Source organism: Winogradskyella sp. SM1960 (genome assembly GCF_020179375.1).
Lineage (GTDB): Bacteria > Bacteroidota > Bacteroidia > Flavobacteriales > Flavobacteriaceae > Winogradskyella > Winogradskyella marina.
In genome coordinates this window covers 1,037,887-1,057,150 of the sequence record NZ_JAICBG010000001.1, presented here as the reverse complement: position 1 = coordinate 1,057,150, position 19,264 = coordinate 1,037,887, and the positions used below count along the sequence as shown (strand labels likewise).

Below are 19,264 nucleotides of genomic sequence, written 5' to 3'. Positions count from 1 at the left end.
ACTACGCTCGGTATCATCATGAAAGTATATTCTCATTTTGTTAATCATCAAGTGGACAATGGACTAAGATGAATCGAAAGATTGTCCCCTTGAGGGGACTTTAGGGGTGTAAATTTTAATAGTAAAATAAATGATTATGAAGAAGTCAAAATATATAATACTCGCAATTGCATTGTCATTATTCTCATGCAATTCAGAAAAACAACAAATCACAGAAATTAAATCACCAGATGAAAAAGTGGTGATTGATTTCAACATCAATAATGAAGGACGACCTTTTTATACAGTGAAATTCAACAACAAAACCGTTGTTGATACCTCGTATTTAGGTTTTGATTTTAAAGATGCTGCGGCGTTTAATAAAAACTTTATAATTAAAAACACGAGCACATCAACCTTTAATGAAACTTGGCAAATGCCTTGGGGAGAACAGTTAGATGTGGTCAATAATTATAACGAGTTAAAGATTGAACTTCAGGAAAAAACGAGTCCAGAACGGTTTCTAAATATTGTTTTTAAAGCTTATGATGACGGCATTGGGTTTAGATACGAATTCCCAGAGCAAGACCAATTAAAAGGCGATGTTTTTATAACCGAAGAACACACGGAATTCAACTTAACAGAAGATTATAACACCTTTTGGATTCCTGGAGATTGGGATATTTACGAGCATTTATATAATACCACAAAGCTATCTGAAATTGATGCTTTACAATTCGCTAATCACGAGAATTTAGCCCAAACTTATATTCCAGAAAATGCCGTAAATACGCCAGTCACTATGGTTGGAAGCGATGGAACACATTTAAGTTTTCATGAAGCGGCATTGGTCGATTATTCGGGTATGACGTTGAAAGTAGACAATGAAAATTTAAACTTGGTAAGTAATTTAGTCGGTTCAGAAAACACGGATTACAAAGTGAAACGAACCATGCCGTTTCATACACCATGGAGAACCATTCAAATAACAGATAATGCCCCAGATTTAATTGAATCTAAGTTGATCGTTAATTTAAACGAACCAAATAAACTTGGAGATGTATCTTGGTTTAAACCAATGAAATATACGGGGATTTGGTGGGAAATGCACTTAGGGAAATCCTCTTGGGATTACGGAATGACACAAGATATGAGTACGTGGACTGATGGCGGGCAATCAAACGGTACTCATGGAGCAACCACAGAAAACGTAAAGAATTTTATTGATTTTTCAGCTAAAAACAACATCGGTGGTGTTTTGGTGGAAGGTTGGAATACCGGTTGGGAACATTGGATTGGTTTTGAAGACCGTGAAGGTGTATTTGATTTTGTAACCACCTATCCAGATTATGATATTGATGAAGTAGTCCGTTACGGAAAAGAAAAAGGTGTTGATATTATTATGCATCATGAAACGTCTGCCGCAACAGAAACGTACACCAAACAACAAGATACAGCCTTCGCATTAATGCAGAAATACGGTATGCATACGGTAAAAACAGGCTATGTAGGAAAGATTCTTCCAAAAGGAGAATACCATCATGGTCAATATATGGTAAATCATTACAACAATACGGTTGAAAAAGCCGCCAAATACGAAGTCGCGATTAACGCGCACGAACCTATTAAAGGCACCGGATTAAGACGAACGTATCCAAATACAATTTCTCGTGAAGGCTTAAGAGGACAAGAATTTAATGCTTGGGCTACCGATGGTGGTAATCCTCCAGAGCATTTGCCAATCGTAGCATTTACGAGGATGTTATCTGGGCCAATAGATTTTACGCCAGGTATTTTCAATATTAAATTTGATGAATATAAAAAAGACAATCAAGTCAATACTACAATTGCGCAACAATTGGCCTTGTATGTGGTGATTTATAGTCCGGTACAAATGGCTGCCGATTTGGTAGAACACTACGAAGCGAATCCGGAGCCACTTCAGTTTATAAAAGATGTCGGTGTGGATTGGGAAACCACTAAAGTTTTAAATGGAGTTGTTGGCGATTATGTCACCATTGCCAGAAAAGAGAGAGAAACAGGAAACTGGTTTGTTGGTGGCATCACCGATGAAAACGCTAGAACGGTAGACTTAAATTTTGATTTTTTAGAAGACAATCAAGATTACGAGGTTATAATTTATAAAGATGGCGACAATGCGCATTGGGACGATAATCCTTTAGATATTACTATTGAAAGTATAGCAATTAAAAAGGGTTCTAAGTTAAGTGTCAAATTAGCCGAAGGTGGAGGATTTGCCATGAGTTTTATTAAAAAGTAACTGCAAGCTAGTGATTGAATTTTAAAAAAGTGTGAATTACAGAAGAGCCTCGTAAACGGTTTTAACTAAGGTTCAGAATTTAACCTCAATGTCAGGTTGAGCGCAGTCGAAACCTACTCTTAGTGTATTAATAGTTTAAAATTCACTAAAAAAGAAAAACGCAACCAGTTTAAGAAGTAAGCCAGCCCAATATCATCGGTTTAAGATATAAGGGCTGGCTTATTTTGATTAGTGGCTATTGCTTAAATAATTATAGTCTGCTATCAATTGTCTGGCATATGAGTTAAAATGAAATTGTATATTTATAAACAATTGTAATAATAAATGGTTTATTACAGTGCTAATATGATACCTCGATAATAACGACTCAAATGCCTGATTAAATCAATGCAGCTAAACATAAAAAACACATTTAATACGGAACTACCATCAGATGCTAATACCGAAAATAACAGGCGGCAAGTATCTGAAGCCACGCATTCTTATGTGAATCCCAGAATTCCATCTAGCCCAAAATTAGTTCATGCTTCAAAGGAAATGGTAAATGCCATTGGTTTAGATGACGAGGCTATAAAATCAAACGATTTTTTAGAGATTTTTTCTGGTTCTAAAATTTACCCAAAAACAAAACCATATGCCATGGCTTATGCAGGTCATCAGTTTGGGAATTGGGCCGGACAATTAGGCGACGGAAGAGCGATTAATTTGTTTGAAGTTGAACACGAAAATAAACGTTGGGCCATTCAACTAAAAGGTTCTGGTGAAACACCCTATTCAAGACAAGGCGATGGATTGGCGGTTTTACGCTCTTCCATTCGGGAGTATTTATGTAGTGAAGCTATGTATCATTTGGGTGTACCCACTACAAGAGCGCTGAGTTTAATGTTGTCGGGCGATGACGTGCTACGCGATATGCTTTATAACGGTAATGCCGATTACGAAAAAGGAGCTATCGTTGCTCGAGTTGCACCAAATTTTATTCGTTTTGGAAATTTCGAATTGTTTGCGGCTCGAAATGATATTAAAAATCTTCAAAAGCTAACCGATTATACCATAAAATATTTTTATCCAGAATTGGGTAACCCTTCAAAAGACACCTATATCAAGTTTTTTGAAGCGGTGACACAACGTACGTTAGATATGATTATCCATTGGCAACGCGTTGGTTTTGTGCATGGCGTAATGAATACAGATAATATGTCTATTTTGGGCTTAACCATAGACTATGGTCCTTATGGTTGGCTCGAAGATTTTGATTTTGGGTGGACGCCAAACACTACAGACAAACAGAATAAACGCTACCGTTTTGGTAATCAACCTAACATCGGACTTTGGAATTTGCTGCAGCTCGCCAATGCCCTTTATCCACTGGTTGAAGAAGCCGAGCCTTTTGAAACGATTTTAAATCAGTACCAGACTGATTTTGAAAAGCAATCCCTCGACATGATGCGTTCTAAATTAGGCTTACAAGTTGAACTTGAAGACGATGCGAAACTGATACAAAATTTTGAAGATTGTTTAGTGTTGTCTGAAACCGATATGACGATAGCATTCCGATTATTAGCGAGTTACAAAAAAGATAATCCAGACCATGGTATAGACATTATTGAAAATGCATTTTATAAGCCAGAAGAAATTATAAAAGATAATTTAAAGCAATGGAAAGTTTGGTTCAAAGCTTACGACCAACGCTTGCAGAAGGAAACAATTACAGATTCCGAACGTCAAAAAAACATGAATGCTGTTAACCCTAAATATGTGCTTAGAAATTATATGGCGCAGTTAGCGATCGATAAAGCGGATGAGGGCGATTATGGTTTGATAGATGAATTATTTGAAGTATTAAAAAAACCTTACGATGAGCAACCAAAGCACGAGAAATGGTTTGCCAAACGCCCCGAGTGGGCACGGTACAAAGTCGGTTGCTCAATGCTGAGTTGCAGCTCTTAATTTTTAATTTAAAAAAACAGAACTATGGATTTTTCAAAACTTAAAGTATTATACATCAATTGCACCTTAAAGAAATCACCTGCTGAAAGTCATACAGAAACACTGATGGAAGTCTCTCAGAATATTCTAAAAAAAGAGAAGGTGTCTTTTGAGACCGTTCGATTTATAGATCATGATGTTGCAGTAGGAGTGTATCCAGATATGACAGAACACGGTTGGGAGAAAGACGACTGGCCAAGTATTTATAAAAAAGTGAGTGAAGCCGATGTTTTAATCGTAGGAACACCAATTTGGTTAGGGGAAAAATCGTCTGAAGCACAAAAGCTAATTGAACGTTTGTATGCCATGAGTGGAGAAACGAATGATAAAGGCCAATATGTGTTTTACGGTAAAGTAGGAGGATGTATGGTAACGGGTAATGAAGACGGCGTAAAACATTGTGCCATGGGAATATTGTATTCACTGCAGCATGTCGGGTATTCTATTCCACCACAAGCCGATTGTGGATGGATTGGCGAAGTAGGACCAGGACCAAGTTATGGTGATACCGAATGGAAAGATAAAACTATGAATCCACCAGTAGGTTTTGACTCGGAATTCACCAATAGAAATACCACATTTATGACGTATAATCTATTGCACTTAGCAAAACTATTGAAAGAAAATAAAGGATATAGCAATTACGGTAATTCTCGTGAAGCGTGGGACAGTGGTACTCATTGGTCTTTCGAAAATCCGGAATATAGATAAAAATTAAGTGGCCATAAATAGAGCAAGATTAAAGCCTCTATTTAATATAAAAAACAATAAAGATGAAAGCAATTTGGAATAATAAAGTCATAGCAGAAAGTAATGACACGATAGTCATAGAAAGAAATCATTATTTTCCTCACGAAAGTATAAAAAAGGAATTTTTTAAACCAAGTGACTTAAACTCTGTTTGCCCATGGAAAGGCACAGCGTCGTACTATACGATAGAGGTTGATGGTAAGGAAAATAAAGATGCTGCTTGGTTTTATCCAGAAGTATCAGAATTAGCAAAAGGGATTAAAAACCATGTTGCTTTTTGGAGAGGTGTAACCATTGAAGAATAAAATTAGGGAATGAAAAGCACAAAACTTAAGATAAAAAATAGAAAAGGCATTACCCTCAATGCCAATTTAGAATTACCAGCCAATCAGAAGCCAAATTACTACGCCATTTTTGCACATTGTTTTACATGCAGCAGCAGTCTAAGTGCTGTAAGAAATGTGAGTAGAGCATTAACTCAAAATGGGTTTGCAGTGTTACGTTTCGATTTTACAGGCTTAGGTCGAAGTGAAGGCGAGTTTGCAGATAGTCACTTTTCTGCTAATGTGGATGATTTGTTAGATGTGCATAGCTACATGTCGGATCATTACCAAGCGCCAAGTTTACTTGTCGGTCATTCCTTAGGTGGAGCAGCCGTATTAGTGGCGGCTTCAAAACTTGAAACAGTCAAAGCAGTTGCTACAGTAGGTGCACCATCAACCGTAAATCATGTGAAACATTTATTCTCGCATCAGGTTGAAGAATCTGCAGAAAAAGGCGATGTTGAGGTAAATATTGGTGGTCGACCATTTGTAATTAACCAGGATTTTGTTGAAGAATTTGACAAAACGGACTTGCCAACAATAGTTAAAGATTTACGCAAACCGCTATTGATTATGCATGCGCCATTCGATAAGATTGTAGGTATAAAAAACGCAGAAGAATTATATATAAATGCACATCACCCAAAAAGTTTTATAACCTTGGATAGTGCAGATCATTTACTGTCTAAGGAAGAAGATAGTCAGTATGTAGGTCATATGATTGGGACTTGGGCATCGCGTTATTTTCCTAAAGTTGAAAATGTAATGTTAGATACCGAAGGCGAACAATTGGTTGGGCATCTTAATATTGTAGAAGATAATTTTACCACCTCAATTCAAACTAAAAATCATACTTTAATTGCAGATGAACCCGCAAGTGTTGGAGGAAGTGATTTTGGACCTTCACCTTATGAATATCTCAATGCAGCTTTAGCCGCATGTACGGTAATGACACTTAAGATGTATGCCGAACGTAAAAAGTGGGATTTAAAAGAGGTCTTCGTTTATATTTCACATTCACGGAAACACAGTGATGATTTGAATCTTGGTTTAGAGCAACCGAAGTACCTAGATCACATTAGCAAAAAATTAAAGTTTGTGGGTGATTTAACTGCAGAACAGAAGCAACGTTTAAAAGAAATTTCATCACGTTGTCCTGTGCACAAAACCATAGCAAGTGAAGTTATTTTTCAAACTGAAATACTATAAATTAAGACGTGGAAACCATAACAAAACATAGCATTTCAAAAGAACGATTTCTAGAAATCAGGCATCAAACAGAACTGATTTGTAAATCGCTTCAACCTGAAGATGTATCCATCCAACCCGCAGAATTTGTGTCGCCACCCAAATGGCATTTGGCACATACCACTTGGTTTTTTGAGCAATTTGTACTTTCTGAATATAAAGCAGACTACAAAGTGTTTAACGATGATTTTGCCTATTATTTTAACAGTTATTACAATAACGTAGGTAAACGTGTAATGCGAGCTGAGCGTGGTTTAATGACACGACCAACGTTGCAAGAAGTTCTCGATTATAGAGCTTATGTCAATACGCAACTTTCAGAATTTATTTCCAAGGGAGTTTCTGAAGCCATTTCAGATATTATTGAAATTGGTTTACAGCACGAGCAGCAGCATCAAGAACTATTAATTTACGATATCAAATATATTTTTGGGAATCAACCTTCATTTCCGGTTTTAGATTATAAAATCCAGTTACTAGCCGAAAATGAACCACAAGAATTTCTTCAATTTAAAGAAGGTGTTTACCAAATTGGTCATAAAGGGGAAGGCTTTTGTTTTGATAATGAATTAGGAAGGCATAAAGTGTATCTTCATGATTTTGAAATTTCAAATCAACTCGTTACCAATTCAGAGTTTATTGAATTTATAGATGCAGGTGCTTATAACGATTTTAATCATTGGCATGCTGAGGGTTGGGATTATGTTCAAAATAATAAACTTGAAGCACCATTATATTGGCATAAAGTTGATGGGACATGGATGCACTACACACTCAATGGTTTTGTTGAGGTAGATGGTGATTTACCGGTAACTCATATTACATTTTACGAAGCTTATGCTTTTGCACAATGGAAAGGTATGCGTTTACCCACCGAGTTTGAATGGGAAGTGGCATCACCTCAATTTAATTATGGTCAACTTTGGGAATGGACCAATAGTGCCTATTTACCGTATCCTAATTACACTAAAGTAGACGGTGCGCTTGGTGAGTATAATGGTAAATTTATGGTGAATCAAATGGTGTTGCGAGGTGGCTCAGTGGCGACTTCAAAAAACCATTGTAGGCCGACTTATAGAAATTTTTTTCAGCCAGACATGCGTTGGCTATTTTCAGGAATTAGATTAGCAAAATAAATGACAGATAACTTCGCAAAAGATGTGCTCAAAGGCTTAACTGCCAAAAATAAACACTTGCCATCTAAGTATTTTTACGACGATAATGGCAGTCGCATATTTCAAGAAATAATGAATATGCCAGAATATTATCCAACCAATTCAGAGTTTGAGATTTTATCCATGCAATCCAAACAAATTATTGAAGCCTTAAAGTTTTCAGGCCCTTTTAATATTGTAGAATTGGGTGCTGGTGATGGTTTTAAAACCTTTAAGCTTTTAGAATATTTAGTGAATAACAACGTGGACTTCCATTATATTCCTATTGATATATCTCAAGAAGCTATAGATATTCTCACACAACGCTTAAAAGAGAAATTACCAGCTCTAAAAATTCACCCAAAAGTGGGGGATTATTTTGAAATATTAAAAGATAATAGACATAGTGATTATCCAAGTCTATTATTGTTTTTGGGTGGTAACATCGGAAACTACTTAGAAGAAAAAGCTAAAGAATTATTGCAACTGTTTCACAAAAACATGAAACGTGGTGATAAGCTTTTAATAGGTTTTGATTTAAAGAAAAATCCAATTATTATTCATAATGCCTATTATGATAAGCATGGCATTACAAAGCGTTTTAATCTTAACTTATTGGTGAGAATGAATCGTGAGTTAGATGCCGATTTTAAAATTGATGATTTCGATTTTTATTGCTATTACAATCCAATCACCGGAAATGTAAAAAGTTATATCGTTAGTCTTAGAAAGCAAACGGTACATCTTAAAGCGATAAACGAAGTTATTCATTTTGATTATGATGAATTAATCTGGACCGAATTGTCTAAAAAATATGCCTTAGAAGAGATTAGCGATTTAGCAAATAATGCTGAGTTTACAGTGGAGCACAATTTTTTAGATTGTAAGCATTATTTTACAGACAGTTTGTGGACAAAATGATACCGACTAAAACCTAATGCGTATGGGTTAAGTGATTAGCTTATAAATGTGTTTCTTGAGCTTGAATTGAAAATTTTTCAATATCAATAAGTTTTATAATTCTCAAGCGTGAAGAAGTACATCTACAAAATCCTAAAATCATTAGATAAGTTAGAAAGTAATATTGCCTTTTATCCATCCATAATTAGTCTGTTTGGATTGGTTTTTGCCTTTTTTATGATCTATTTAGAAAGCATTGGCATTTCTAAATACCTCGTGGAAAACGCACCAATTTTAGTTGTTAATAATACAGAAACGGCAAGAAGCTTATTAACCACCTTTATTGCAGGTCTTATTTCAATTATGGTGTTTAGCTTTTCATTGGTGATGATACTACTTAATCAAGCGTCAAGTAATTTTTCACCAAGAGTGCTACCAGGATTGATTTCTAATCGAAGACATCAAATCATTTTAGGAATTTATAATTCCACATTGCTTTACTGCATTTTTACTTTAGTATCTATTACACCTCAAGGTGATAAATACCAAATGCCAGGTTTTTCGGTGTTATTGGGTATTATTTTTATGACCTTCAGTTTAGGAGCTTTTATCTATTTTATTCATTCCATTTCTCAAGAAATTCAAGTCAATACCATAATGGATAAAATTTTTAAAAAATCTAAAGCGCGGCTAGAGAAGTTGGTAGAAGCCGAAAAACATACTGATACTCGTTTTGAGGACACTTCAGACTGGAAACCTATTATGTCTGATAGAACTGGCTATATGCAAGATGTGAGTTTAAAAGCCATGGCAGAATTGGCTGAAGATCATAATTTAATAATAGAAATTGTTCCCATAAAAGGAGCGTATATTTTAGAAGGTATTCCTGTTCTTAGGTACAAAGGCGATGTTAATGATACTAATGATGATATTGAAGACGATAAGGAGTTAGAAGAGGAACTTTTAGCAACCATCACCTTTTCTAATAACGAAATTATAGAAGACAACTACATTCTTGCTTTTAAACAAATTACAGAAATTGCCTTAAAAGCGATGTCGCCAGGAATTAATGATCCTGGAACATGCATTAATGCTATAGATTACCTTACAGAACTATTTGCATTGCGAATGCGTAAGAAAGACCAAAGTTTTTATTTTAATGAAGATGATAAAGCACTTATTCATATAAATACGGTTAGTTATGAAGAATTGCTATACAACGTTATGGCTGCGTTAAGAACCTATAGTAAGCACGATATTATAGTGGTTCAAAAACTATTCATAATGTTTAAGTATTTATTGCAACAGAACAATGTATTAAATGAGAACTACAAAGAAGCCATCATAAAGGAAGTGATCAATCTAAAAAAAGATGCTTTAAACAATCATAATAACGAGCGAGATATTGAGCTGATAAAATCATATATTACTAAACTTAAAAATGTAAATCCATCTGACCATAATTTTGAAGTTTAATTGCCTAATTTGCGCTGTTATGTAACAAACCTTAACATGTTTAAATTCGTTTAATGTTTAATCACAAAGATATCATCATAGTTGGTGGAGGAGCAGCAGGCTTTTTCGCAGCCATTAACATTGCAGAACAACATCCGGAATTATCAGTAGCACTGTTAGAACGTGGGAAAGAAGGCTTGCAAAAAGTGAAAATTTCTGGAGGTGGACGATGCAATGTAACGCATGCCGAATTTATACCGTCGGAATTAGTTTTAAATTACCCAAGAGGCGAAAAAGAACTTTTAGGGCCTTTTCATAGTTTTATGACAGGTGATACTATTGCATGGTTTGAAGAACGGGGAGTTGAATTGAAAATTGAAGAAGACGGAAGAATGTTTCCTGTTTCAAACTCTTCTCAAACTATTATCGATTGTTTTTTACATGAAGCCGAAAAGCATAAGGTTGAGGTCCTGTATAATCACTCTGTAAAATCAATTGAAGCTTTAGAGCATGGCTTTAAAATTGAAACATCTCAAGGAGGTTTTCAATCTAAAAAACTATTAATTACCACAGGAAGCAATCCTAAAATCTGGAATCTATTAGAAGATTTAGGACACACAATTATTCAGCCAGTGCCTTCTCTTTTTACTTTCGATATAAAAGATAAACGTATAAAGGATATTCCAGGTGTCGTTGCACAAAATGTAGAAATTAAAGTGGTTGGAACCGATTTAGAATCTAACGGTCCATTGTTAATCACACATGTTGGTATGAGTGCACCAGCAATTTTAAAACTGTCAGCTTTTGGGGCTGTAGAATTGGCAAAATTGAATTATAATTTTAAAATAGAAATCAATTTTATTCAATTAGATTTTGAGACCTGTTTAAACCAACTTAAAGATTATAAACAGGAATTCGCTAAAAAAACGGTTGTTAAATTAACACAGTTCAATTTACCAAAACGCCTTTGGAAGCAGTTGGTTTTAGCGTCAGATATTGAAGATTTTAAACGTTGGGCTGATTTAAATAAGCAGCAATTAGAGGCTTTGGCAAATCAATTAACCAGTGCTGTTTTTCAGGTGACAGGAAAAAGCACGTTTAAAGATGAGTTTGTAACTGCAGGAGGAGTAGACTTAAAAGAAGTGAATTTTAAAACCTTTGAAAGTAAACGTATCCCTAACTTGTATTTTGCAGGTGAAGTTATTAATGTAGATGCAGTAACAGGTGGATTTAACTTCCAGAATGCATGGACAGGTGCTTATATTGCTTCAGTATCTATAATGTTACACTGATTTTGTTTATTGCCATAAGATGTAATAATGGCTTTAAAATCGTCAAAAATATAGGGCTTTGTTACAATTTGGTCGATACCAGCGGCTTCAGCTTTTGTAGAAATTTCATTAGAGTTTAATGCTGTCAGTGCCAAAATAGGAATATGAGGATTAAACATTCTTATATGTTTAGTAACTTCGTAGCCATCCATATCTGGCATGTTAATATCCATTAAAATTAGATCAAAATCTTTTTCCTTCACAATAGATATGGCTTCCCTACCATTAGATATGGTTTGACACGTGTAACCGTCTATTTTTTCGATGTTCTTTTTTGTGATTAATAGGTTAATTTTGTTGTCGTCAACGATTAAAACATGGATGTCTCTTTTTGGTGATATCGCACTTGAACTTTCATTTTTTGCTGCCAATGAGAGTTGAAATGTTATATCAAAGAAAAAACAAGTCCCTTTGTTTGGTGTCGATGTAAAATCGATATCAGAATTATGACTCTTTAATAAGGTCTTTACAATATACAGTCCTAGTCCAGAACCACTGCTATTTTTATTTAAAAACGTCTTGTTTTCAAAAGCACTGAAAACAACAGAGCGGTGTTCTTCTTTTATACCAATACCAGAGTCTTTAACTTCAAAGCGTAACGTAATATCGTTATCTGTTCGGCTTTTTTCAAAAACATTAATAGAAACATGACCTTTTTTGGTGTATCTAATCGCATTGTATGCCAAGTTGATTAAGATTTGACTAAAAGCTACTTTATCTACGAGTACATATTCATGTTCGTCAGACTCATCTATATAAACATGAAGATCTAAACCTTTATTTTTAGCTGCAACGGCAATTGTACTTACAACATGCCGTACAATTTTTTCTATTTTATCTGGTTTTAATCGTAAGTTCTTGTCTTCAAATTTTAACCTATTTGCTTGTAAAATGTTATCAATTAAAATAGATAAATAGTTGCTTGATGATATTAATGAATCTAAATACGACTGTTTTTTAATGTTATCATTTTCTTGATCTATTAGTGTTGCTAAACCACTTATGCCATAAATTGGTGTACGTAATTCATGACTGAGTATTGAGAAAAATTCTAGCCTGTCTTTATCTATTGAAATAAGTTTAGAGTTTGAAGCTTTTAAGGCTTTATTAATCGTTACAATATTCTTTCTAGCTTTAAAATAAAAGTAAAAAACGGTTAATATTATAGCCAAAGTAACACTCATAATAATGGTACTTTTTAAGAATATTTGTGAGTTTTGTGCTTCTTTTATACGGGTTTCATGTAAGCGCGCTAATTCTTGCTCTGCATTTATAATTTTATAAACGAGTTCCCCATTTCTACGGCTTTGTTGTTCAACATTATCTAATGCTCTGTATTTATAAGTGTCAGATTTTAAAAGGTATTTATTAGCAGAATCTAAATTTTTCTTGCTATTGGTGTAATACAAATATTTGTAATAATTTAAAGATGCCAATTTTCTGTAGGATCTAACATCCTTAGAAATAGAAGCTTCTAATGCTTTTTCATTAATTGCAAAAAGAGGTTCGTAATCAGCGTCTTTAAAATTAGTGACTTTAATACCTGCTATGGCATTGAAGTATTGAAAAGATTGAAATAAATTCTGTTTTAAATTCTTAATTCTATAGTTTTTAGAATAATTTAAGCTGTCAAAATTAGTGTTTTTTAAGGTGTCTAAGCCAAAGGTACTTGAGGCTAACATAGATGCATTATCAAAACTGTAATAGTCTTTTCTTATTTTGTTTTCAAGATTTATAAAGTAGATTTCACTTTTTAGTGTTTTAGATACGGCTTGCGCTATGGGATATAAACTATCGAATTTTGGATAATTTTTGCCCGAAACATATGTGTTTAGTAATCCCGAATATGAAAGATCTATTCCTTTCTGATTTTGTAGAGAATCAAAGATTTTTAATGCTGTGTTATGGTATTTTTCAGCTTTTTTAAAATTAGACATTTTCGTCAAAACTTTGCCTAGCGCATTGCTAGCAATGGCTTCTGTATTTTTGAGATTGTATTTTTTAGAAAAACTTATGGCGTCATTAAGAAGAATCGTGGCTTGATAAAGACTATCGTTTTTAACGAGTAAATCCAGTTTGTAACTGTCAAAAGTACAAGAACTGCTATCAGTGTTTATTAAGGAATCTTGCGCTTTAGCTACAAATCCATTAGTAATTAATACTATAAACAAAATAATAACAGTGTTCGATTTGGGGAAACACATGGTATAGACTATTAATGCGGTAAATCTACGCTTTATTTATAAAACAAGACTCGTTTTGTCGGATTTATTTGTGTTTCGTGGGGTTTTTTGAGGTGATGTGGTTAAATACAAATTGATGTTATATTTGTGTCTTCAACGTTACAATAATAAACTAATGATTGCGTACATAGCACTTTTAAGAGGTATAAATGTTGGAGGCCATAACAAAGTGCCGATGGCAGTTTTGAGAGAATTATTAACGAAATCTGGTTTTGAAAACGTAAAAACATACATTCAAAGTGGAAATGTTATTTTTCAATCTGCAACTAATGGTGCAAAAGTGTTAGAAAATAAAATTCAAAACACAATTTTAGACCGTTTTGAATTTGAAGTGCCAGTTTTGGTAAAAACCCGAGAAGAATTAAGCACTATTTTTAATAACTGTCCATTTGCTGAAAATAAAAAGATTGAAAGCTATTTTATACTGTTGAGTGAAATTCCAGATAAAAAGCGACTACAAGAGGTATCTCAAAAAAGGTACCCAAATGATGACTATGTCATTCTTAACGATTGTATTTATTTGCACTGTGAAAATGGATATGGCCAATCAAAATTTAATTTAAATGTCTTCGAAAAAAAACTTAATGTCAATGCTACGGCCAGAAACTATAAAACAATGGTAAAACTCTTATCTTTGTCAGATATTTAAAAGCAATGACTGAACAAGATTTTATCCTTAAATCATACAACTCCAATATAGAAAATGGTTCCGTAAAATGGGAGTCGCCAAGTAATATTGCATTGGTGAAATATTGGGGAAAAAAGGAACATCAAATTCCAGAAAATCCGTCTATTAGTTTCACACTTTCAGATTGTAAAACCATTACAGAAGTCACGTATACAAAGAAGAATCTTTCGACGCAGCCTGTCTTGAGCGAAGGCGACAGGCTTAAGATGACAACAGGTTTTAGTTTCGATGTTTATTTTGAAGGTAAAAAAAATGAAGCCTTCGAACCAAAAATTCAAACCTTTTTTGAGCGCATTGAAAAATATATGCCATTCTTGAAGGATTATCATTTCAAAATTGAGACTTCAAACACATTTCCTCACAGTTCTGGTATTGCGTCTTCAGCCTCTGGTATGAGTGCTATTGCTTTGTGTTTAATGAGTATTGAATATATACTGACAGACAATGTCGCTTCGAGCGCAGTCGAGAAGTCTCACAAAAAATCCCACTTCAGCCAAAAAGCCTCATTCTTAGCGCGTTTAGGCTCAGGAAGCGCCTGCAGAAGCATAGAAGGTGAGCTTGTTGTTTGGGGACAAAACGAGAGTGTTCCTGAAAGTTCAGATTTGTACGGAGTAAAATTTGAAGGCGAAGTACATTCAAACTTCAATAATTATCAAGACACCATTTTGTTAGTCGATAAAGGTGAAAAACAAGTGAGTAGCACCGTTGGTCATCAATTAATGTATGGTCATCCGTTTGCAACAGAACGTTTTTCGCAAGCACATGATAATTTGGCTAAGCTGAAAACCATTTTGGCTTCAGGTGATTTAAATGAATTTATAAAAATTGTAGAAAGTGAAGCTTTAACCCTTCATGCTATGATGATGACGAGTATGCCTTATTTTATTTTAATGAAGCCGAACACCTTAGAAATCATCAATAAAATTTGGACTTATAGACTTAAAACTGGTTCAAAAGTGTGTTTTACACTCGATGCCGGAGCTAATGTTCATGTATTATATCCTGAAAATGAAAAAGCATCTATTTTACAATTCATTAAGAATGAATTAGCTAACTATTGCCAAAACGGGCATTTTATTTGCGATCAAATTGGAAAAGGAGCTACGCCAATTAAAAATTAAGAAGTAATAATGAAGAATTAAAAACTTATCTTAACTGAGTTTAATTTAATTCATTTATTTTGAAACCAAATATTATAAAAGAAAAAAGCTTCGATTTTGCAGTTGATATTGTTAACGTTTATAAAGAATTAGCTTACAATAAAAAGGAGTATGTCATGTCGAGGCAACTACTAAAATCCGGTACATCCATCGGTGCTAACGTAAGAGAAGCGGAGTTTGCACAAAGTAAACCAGACTTTATAAACAAAATGTCAATTAGCCTAAAAGAAGCCAATGAAACAGATTATTGGATAGATTTACTGTATGCTACAAATTATTTAAATAAAGAAGAATTTGATAAATTTAAACCTAAATCGCAGGAAATGTTACGATTATTAGTTAGTATTGTAAAATCATCTAAAGATTAATTGTTAACTTTGCATTATTAATTATTCATTAATACATGAAGGGACCACTATTTTATTCTAAAATACTTTTGTTTGGCGAATACGGAATCATCAAAGATTCTAAAGGCTTATCTATTCCTTATAATTTTTATAATGGGGCACTTAAAAGAGGTGAAAATCCTTCAAAAGAAGCGCAGAATTCTAACGAAAGTTTAAAGCGTTTTGCAACCTATTTAAACAGTTTGGATAAAGATTTAGTAAGCTTTGATATCGATACATTGCAAAATGATGTTGATAATGGTATGTACTTCGATTCATCGATTCCTCAAGGCTATGGAGTAGGAAGTAGTGGAGCACTAGTTGCTGCTATTTACGATAAATATGCAAGCGATAAAATAACGGTTTTAGAGAATTTAACTCGTGAGAAACTGTTGCGATTAAAACGTATTTTTTCGGCGATGGAATCGTTTTTTCATGGTAAATCTTCAGGATTAGATCCATTGAACAGTTATTTAAGCCTTCCCATTTTAATAAATTCTAAAGATAATATTGAAGCGACTGGTATTCCGTCTCAACAGGCAGATGGAAAAGGAGCGGTCTTTTTATTAGATAGTGGTATTGTTGGAGAAACGGCGCCAATGGTCAGTATTTTTATGGAAAACATGAAAAATGAAGGTTTCCGTAGCATGCTTAAAGATCAGTTTATAAAACATACAGATGCTTGTGTTGATGATTTTTTAAAGGGTGATATGAAATCATTATTTAAAAACACCAAGCAATTATCTAAAGTTGTTTTGAACAATTTTAAACCTATGATCCCAACTCAGTTTCATGAATTATGGAAAAATGGCTTGGACACTAACGATTATTACTTAAAGCTTTGTGGCTCTGGAGGAGGAGGTTACATATTAGGGTTTACTGAAAACATCGATAAAGCACGTGAAGCGCTAAAAGGTCAGAAGTTAGAAGTCGTTTATAATTTTTGATGTATGTCATCCTGAAATTACGTCAGGATCTTTTCTATTTTAGTTATGCTTACAAGACGGCAGAAACATATTCTTCTAAAATTTTTCAGCCTATTTTCTGTAGTAAGAGGTTATAATATTCTAGTTGTTGTAATTGCTCAATATTTAGCGTCAATTTATATTTTTGCTCACGATAAACCAGCTAAGGACGTTCTTTTAGACCTTAATTTATTAATGCTTGTTTTAGCATCTTCAGCAACCATTGCAGGTGGTTATATTATCAATAATTTTTACGATTCCGAAAAAGATTTAATCAACAAACCTAGAAAAACAATGCTAGACCGTTTGGTTAGTCAAAACACAAAACTGTCGTTCTACTTTGTGCTTAATTTTTTAGCCGTTGTATTTGCAAGCTATGTATCTTTTAAAGCCGTCATATTTTTTTCAATGTATATTTTTGCGATTTGGTTTTACTCACATCGCTTAAAAAAGTTGCCTATTGTTGGTAATATGGTATCTGCAATATTAACAGTGACACCATTTTTTGCCATTTTTATTTATTACCAAAATTTTGAAAACGTAATTTTTGCTCATGGTTTGTTTCTGTTTTTACTCATTTCCATGAGAGAACTCACTAAGGATTTAGAGAATTTAAAAGGTGATTTAGCGCTAAATTATAGAACAATTCCTGTGGTTTATGGAGAAAAGGTATCTAAGTTAATGCTTACTATTGTTGGTGTTTCTACTATAATTTCAGCAATTATGCTTAGTCTATTTTTTAAAATTGGCCACATGTACTATTTCTTTTATCTTAGTATTGTATTGTTGCTGCTTTATTTAATTATTCTGCTAAAATCCAATAAAAAAAATCATTATCTTATACTTCATAACATCCTAAAATTTATCATTGTACTAGGTGTATTTTCTATTCTTTTGATTGATGTTTCTATTGTTTTAAACAGAATTTAAAAGCATATAAATCCATTTTCTAACCTCTTGAAAATCTATAGTATTAAACATCTTAAATAATTAAGCACTAGATATAAACTATTGTTTACCTTTGCGAAAATTTGAAACATGAGCAGAAATCAAGATAGCAAAGGAAAAGGAAAGTCTTCAGGAGGAGGAAATGCTAATAGTAAAAGTAAAAATTTTGCTAGAGGGAACGCTCCTTTTAAAAAGAAATCCCAAGGTGTAAAGAAAAAATCAAAAGCACCAAAATCATCTAATCCAGATGAGATGCGTTTAAATAAATATATAGCCAATAGTGGCATATGTTCACGTCGCGAAGCCGATGAGAATATTGCTATCGGTTTAGTTATGGTAAACGGCCAAATAGTTACCGAAATGGGTTACAAAGTAAAACGTTCAGATGATGTGCGTTTTGATGGACAACGCATTGCGCCAGAGCTTCCTGTGTACGTATTGTTAAACAAGCCAAAAGGCTTTGCAACAACTACAGCAGAAGGAAAAGGTAGAACAGTTATGGACCTAGTAGCCAATGCTACTAACGCAAACATAAAACCTATTGGTCGCTTAGGCAGAAACTCTTTAGGTTTATTATTATTTACCAATGATGATATCGTAGTTCAGAAATTTACAAACTCTAAAAATGGAGTTGCACGATTGTTTCAAGTAGAGCTCGATAAGAATTTAAAATATGAAGATTTAAAAAAGATCCAAGAAGGTTTTAAAGTAGATGGTAAATTAGTTTCTGTAGAAGAAGTAAGCTACATACAAGGTGAATCTAAAAACCAAGTAGGTATTAAAATTAAAAATACAGGAAACACCATTTTACGCACAATATTTGATGTTCTAAATTACGATATTGTAAAAATTGACTGCGTTGCCATCGGTCATTTAACCAAAAAGGATATTCCTCGAGGTCATTGGAAGCATTTAACTGAGCAAGAGGTAAATACCTTGAAGATGCTATAATACTTAGCCTCATTAGCAATTTTTACATTTTTCATATTTTACCGTTCATCGAATAAAAGTACTTTTTATCGAGGTTTTATTTGTTTTTTTTATATTGCAGTCCCAAATATTTAAAAACAACCTACTTATGAAAAATGTTAAACTCATTTTTGTGCTTTTACTTATGGTGAATTGTACAACAGATTCTTCTGAAGTACAAGAAACACAAGACGAATTGATTCCACAAACACTTAGCTGTGTAGACAACTTACCTCAAGTTAAAATTACTAACAACAGTGCGCTTAGTTTCGATGTTGCTATTTATGGGCAAGATTATAGCGAATTGCATGCGGAGAATTTAACCACATCTGCAGATACCGATTGGCTAGAGTTGGCTAATAATGACATAATTATCGTGGCAACTAACGACCTTGTTTACGGTCAAAAAATACAATTGAGTATTCTTCCTTGTGAGAGTATTGAGGTTGAAGTTGATGAAAACGATTTGTTAATTGTCTCTGTCGATTAAGTTTA

General features: G+C 33.7%; 17 protein-coding genes. 16 read left to right on the top strand and 1 reads right to left on the bottom strand.

The features are described from left to right. Nucleotides 1-136 precede the first annotated feature (136 nt). The 9 genes from K1X16_RS04605 (at nt 137) to K1X16_RS04565 (ending at nt 11,371) form a co-directional block, all read left to right on the top strand. On the top strand, nt 137-2,260 hold the full coding sequence (locus K1X16_RS04605) for a glycoside hydrolase family 97 protein (RefSeq protein WP_225035206.1): 2,124 nt from the start codon (nt 137-139) through the stop codon (nt 2,258-2,260). Nucleotides 2,261-2,647: 387 nt separating this feature from the next. Then, nucleotides 2,648-4,210 (top strand): protein adenylyltransferase SelO, encoded by a 1,563-nt coding sequence (locus K1X16_RS04600; protein WP_225035205.1) that lies wholly within the window; start codon nt 2,648-2,650, stop codon nt 4,208-4,210. A gap of 24 nt (nt 4,211-4,234) precedes the next feature. Then, nucleotides 4,235-4,960 carry a flavodoxin family protein gene (locus K1X16_RS04595; RefSeq protein WP_195869967.1) on the top strand — a complete coding sequence of 242 codons (726 nt, stop codon included), beginning with the start codon at nt 4,235-4,237 and terminating at the stop codon, nt 4,958-4,960. 62 nt (nt 4,961-5,022) lie between these two features. Next, a complete protein-coding gene (locus K1X16_RS04590; protein ID WP_225035204.1) occupies nt 5,023-5,304 on the top strand; it encodes a DUF427 domain-containing protein in 282 nt (93 codons plus the stop codon). A gap of 9 nt (nt 5,305-5,313) precedes the next feature. Then, the gene (locus K1X16_RS04585) at nt 5,314-6,531 is read left to right on the top strand and encodes a bifunctional alpha/beta hydrolase/OsmC family protein (protein WP_195869965.1); all 1,218 of its coding nucleotides are present in this window, start codon (nt 5,314-5,316) and stop codon (nt 6,529-6,531) included. Between the two features lie 8 nt (nt 6,532-6,539). Then, nucleotides 6,540-7,706: an ergothioneine biosynthesis protein EgtB gene (gene egtB / locus K1X16_RS04580; RefSeq protein ID WP_410529975.1), complete on the top strand. Its 1,167-nt coding sequence runs from the start codon at nt 6,540-6,542 to the stop codon at nt 7,704-7,706. Next, complete coding sequence (locus K1X16_RS04575) at nt 7,707-8,645, top strand: L-histidine N(alpha)-methyltransferase (RefSeq protein ID WP_195869964.1); 939 nt, start codon at nt 7,707-7,709, stop codon at nt 8,643-8,645. 108 nt (nt 8,646-8,753) lie between these two features. Beyond that, nucleotides 8,754-10,100 carry a DUF2254 domain-containing protein gene (locus K1X16_RS04570; protein WP_225035203.1) on the top strand — a complete coding sequence of 449 codons (1,347 nt, stop codon included), beginning with the start codon at nt 8,754-8,756 and terminating at the stop codon, nt 10,098-10,100. Between the two features lie 53 nt (nt 10,101-10,153). Next, nucleotides 10,154-11,371 (top strand): NAD(P)/FAD-dependent oxidoreductase, encoded by a 1,218-nt coding sequence (locus K1X16_RS04565; RefSeq protein ID WP_225035202.1) that lies wholly within the window; start codon nt 10,154-10,156, stop codon nt 11,369-11,371. On the opposite strand, the gene K1X16_RS04560 is transcribed toward K1X16_RS04565, so the two are convergent. Continuing rightward, a complete protein-coding gene (locus K1X16_RS04560) occupies nt 11,338-13,581 on the bottom strand; it encodes a response regulator (protein ID WP_225035201.1) in 2,244 nt (747 codons plus the stop codon). The two genes, K1X16_RS04565 and K1X16_RS04560, sit on opposite strands and share 34 nt — an antisense overlap. A 187-nt stretch (nt 13,582-13,768) precedes the next feature. On the opposite strand from K1X16_RS04560, the gene K1X16_RS04555 reads away from it, so the two are divergent. The 7 genes from K1X16_RS04555 (at nt 13,769) to K1X16_RS04525 (ending at nt 19,259) form a co-directional block, all read left to right on the top strand. Next, nucleotides 13,769-14,302 carry a DUF1697 domain-containing protein gene (locus K1X16_RS04555; RefSeq protein WP_225035200.1) on the top strand — a complete coding sequence of 178 codons (534 nt, stop codon included), beginning with the start codon at nt 13,769-13,771 and terminating at the stop codon, nt 14,300-14,302. Nucleotides 14,303-14,307: 5 nt separating this feature from the next. Beyond that, nucleotides 14,308-15,462: a diphosphomevalonate/mevalonate 3,5-bisphosphate decarboxylase family protein gene (locus tag K1X16_RS04550; protein WP_225035199.1), complete on the top strand. Its 1,155-nt coding sequence runs from the start codon at nt 14,308-14,310 to the stop codon at nt 15,460-15,462. A 59-nt stretch (nt 15,463-15,521) separates the two neighbouring features. After that, nucleotides 15,522-15,869 (top strand): four helix bundle protein, encoded by a 348-nt coding sequence (locus K1X16_RS04545; protein WP_195869958.1) that lies wholly within the window; start codon nt 15,522-15,524, stop codon nt 15,867-15,869. A gap of 35 nt (nt 15,870-15,904) precedes the next feature. Next, the gene (locus K1X16_RS04540; protein ID WP_225035198.1) at nt 15,905-16,834 is read left to right on the top strand and encodes a mevalonate kinase; all 930 of its coding nucleotides are present in this window, start codon (nt 15,905-15,907) and stop codon (nt 16,832-16,834) included. Nucleotides 16,835-16,879: 45 nt separating this feature from the next. Then, nucleotides 16,880-17,782, top strand: coding sequence for a geranylgeranylglycerol-phosphate geranylgeranyltransferase (locus K1X16_RS04535; RefSeq protein WP_225035197.1), 903 nt, complete (start codon nt 16,880-16,882; stop codon nt 17,780-17,782). A gap of 108 nt (nt 17,783-17,890) precedes the next feature. Further along, nucleotides 17,891-18,751, top strand: coding sequence for a pseudouridine synthase (locus tag K1X16_RS04530; RefSeq protein ID WP_195869955.1), 861 nt, complete (start codon nt 17,891-17,893; stop codon nt 18,749-18,751). Between the two features lie 127 nt (nt 18,752-18,878). After that, nucleotides 18,879-19,259, top strand: coding sequence for a hypothetical protein (locus tag K1X16_RS04525; RefSeq protein ID WP_225035196.1), 381 nt, complete (start codon nt 18,879-18,881; stop codon nt 19,257-19,259). The last annotated feature ends 5 nt before the right edge of the window (nt 19,260-19,264 follow it).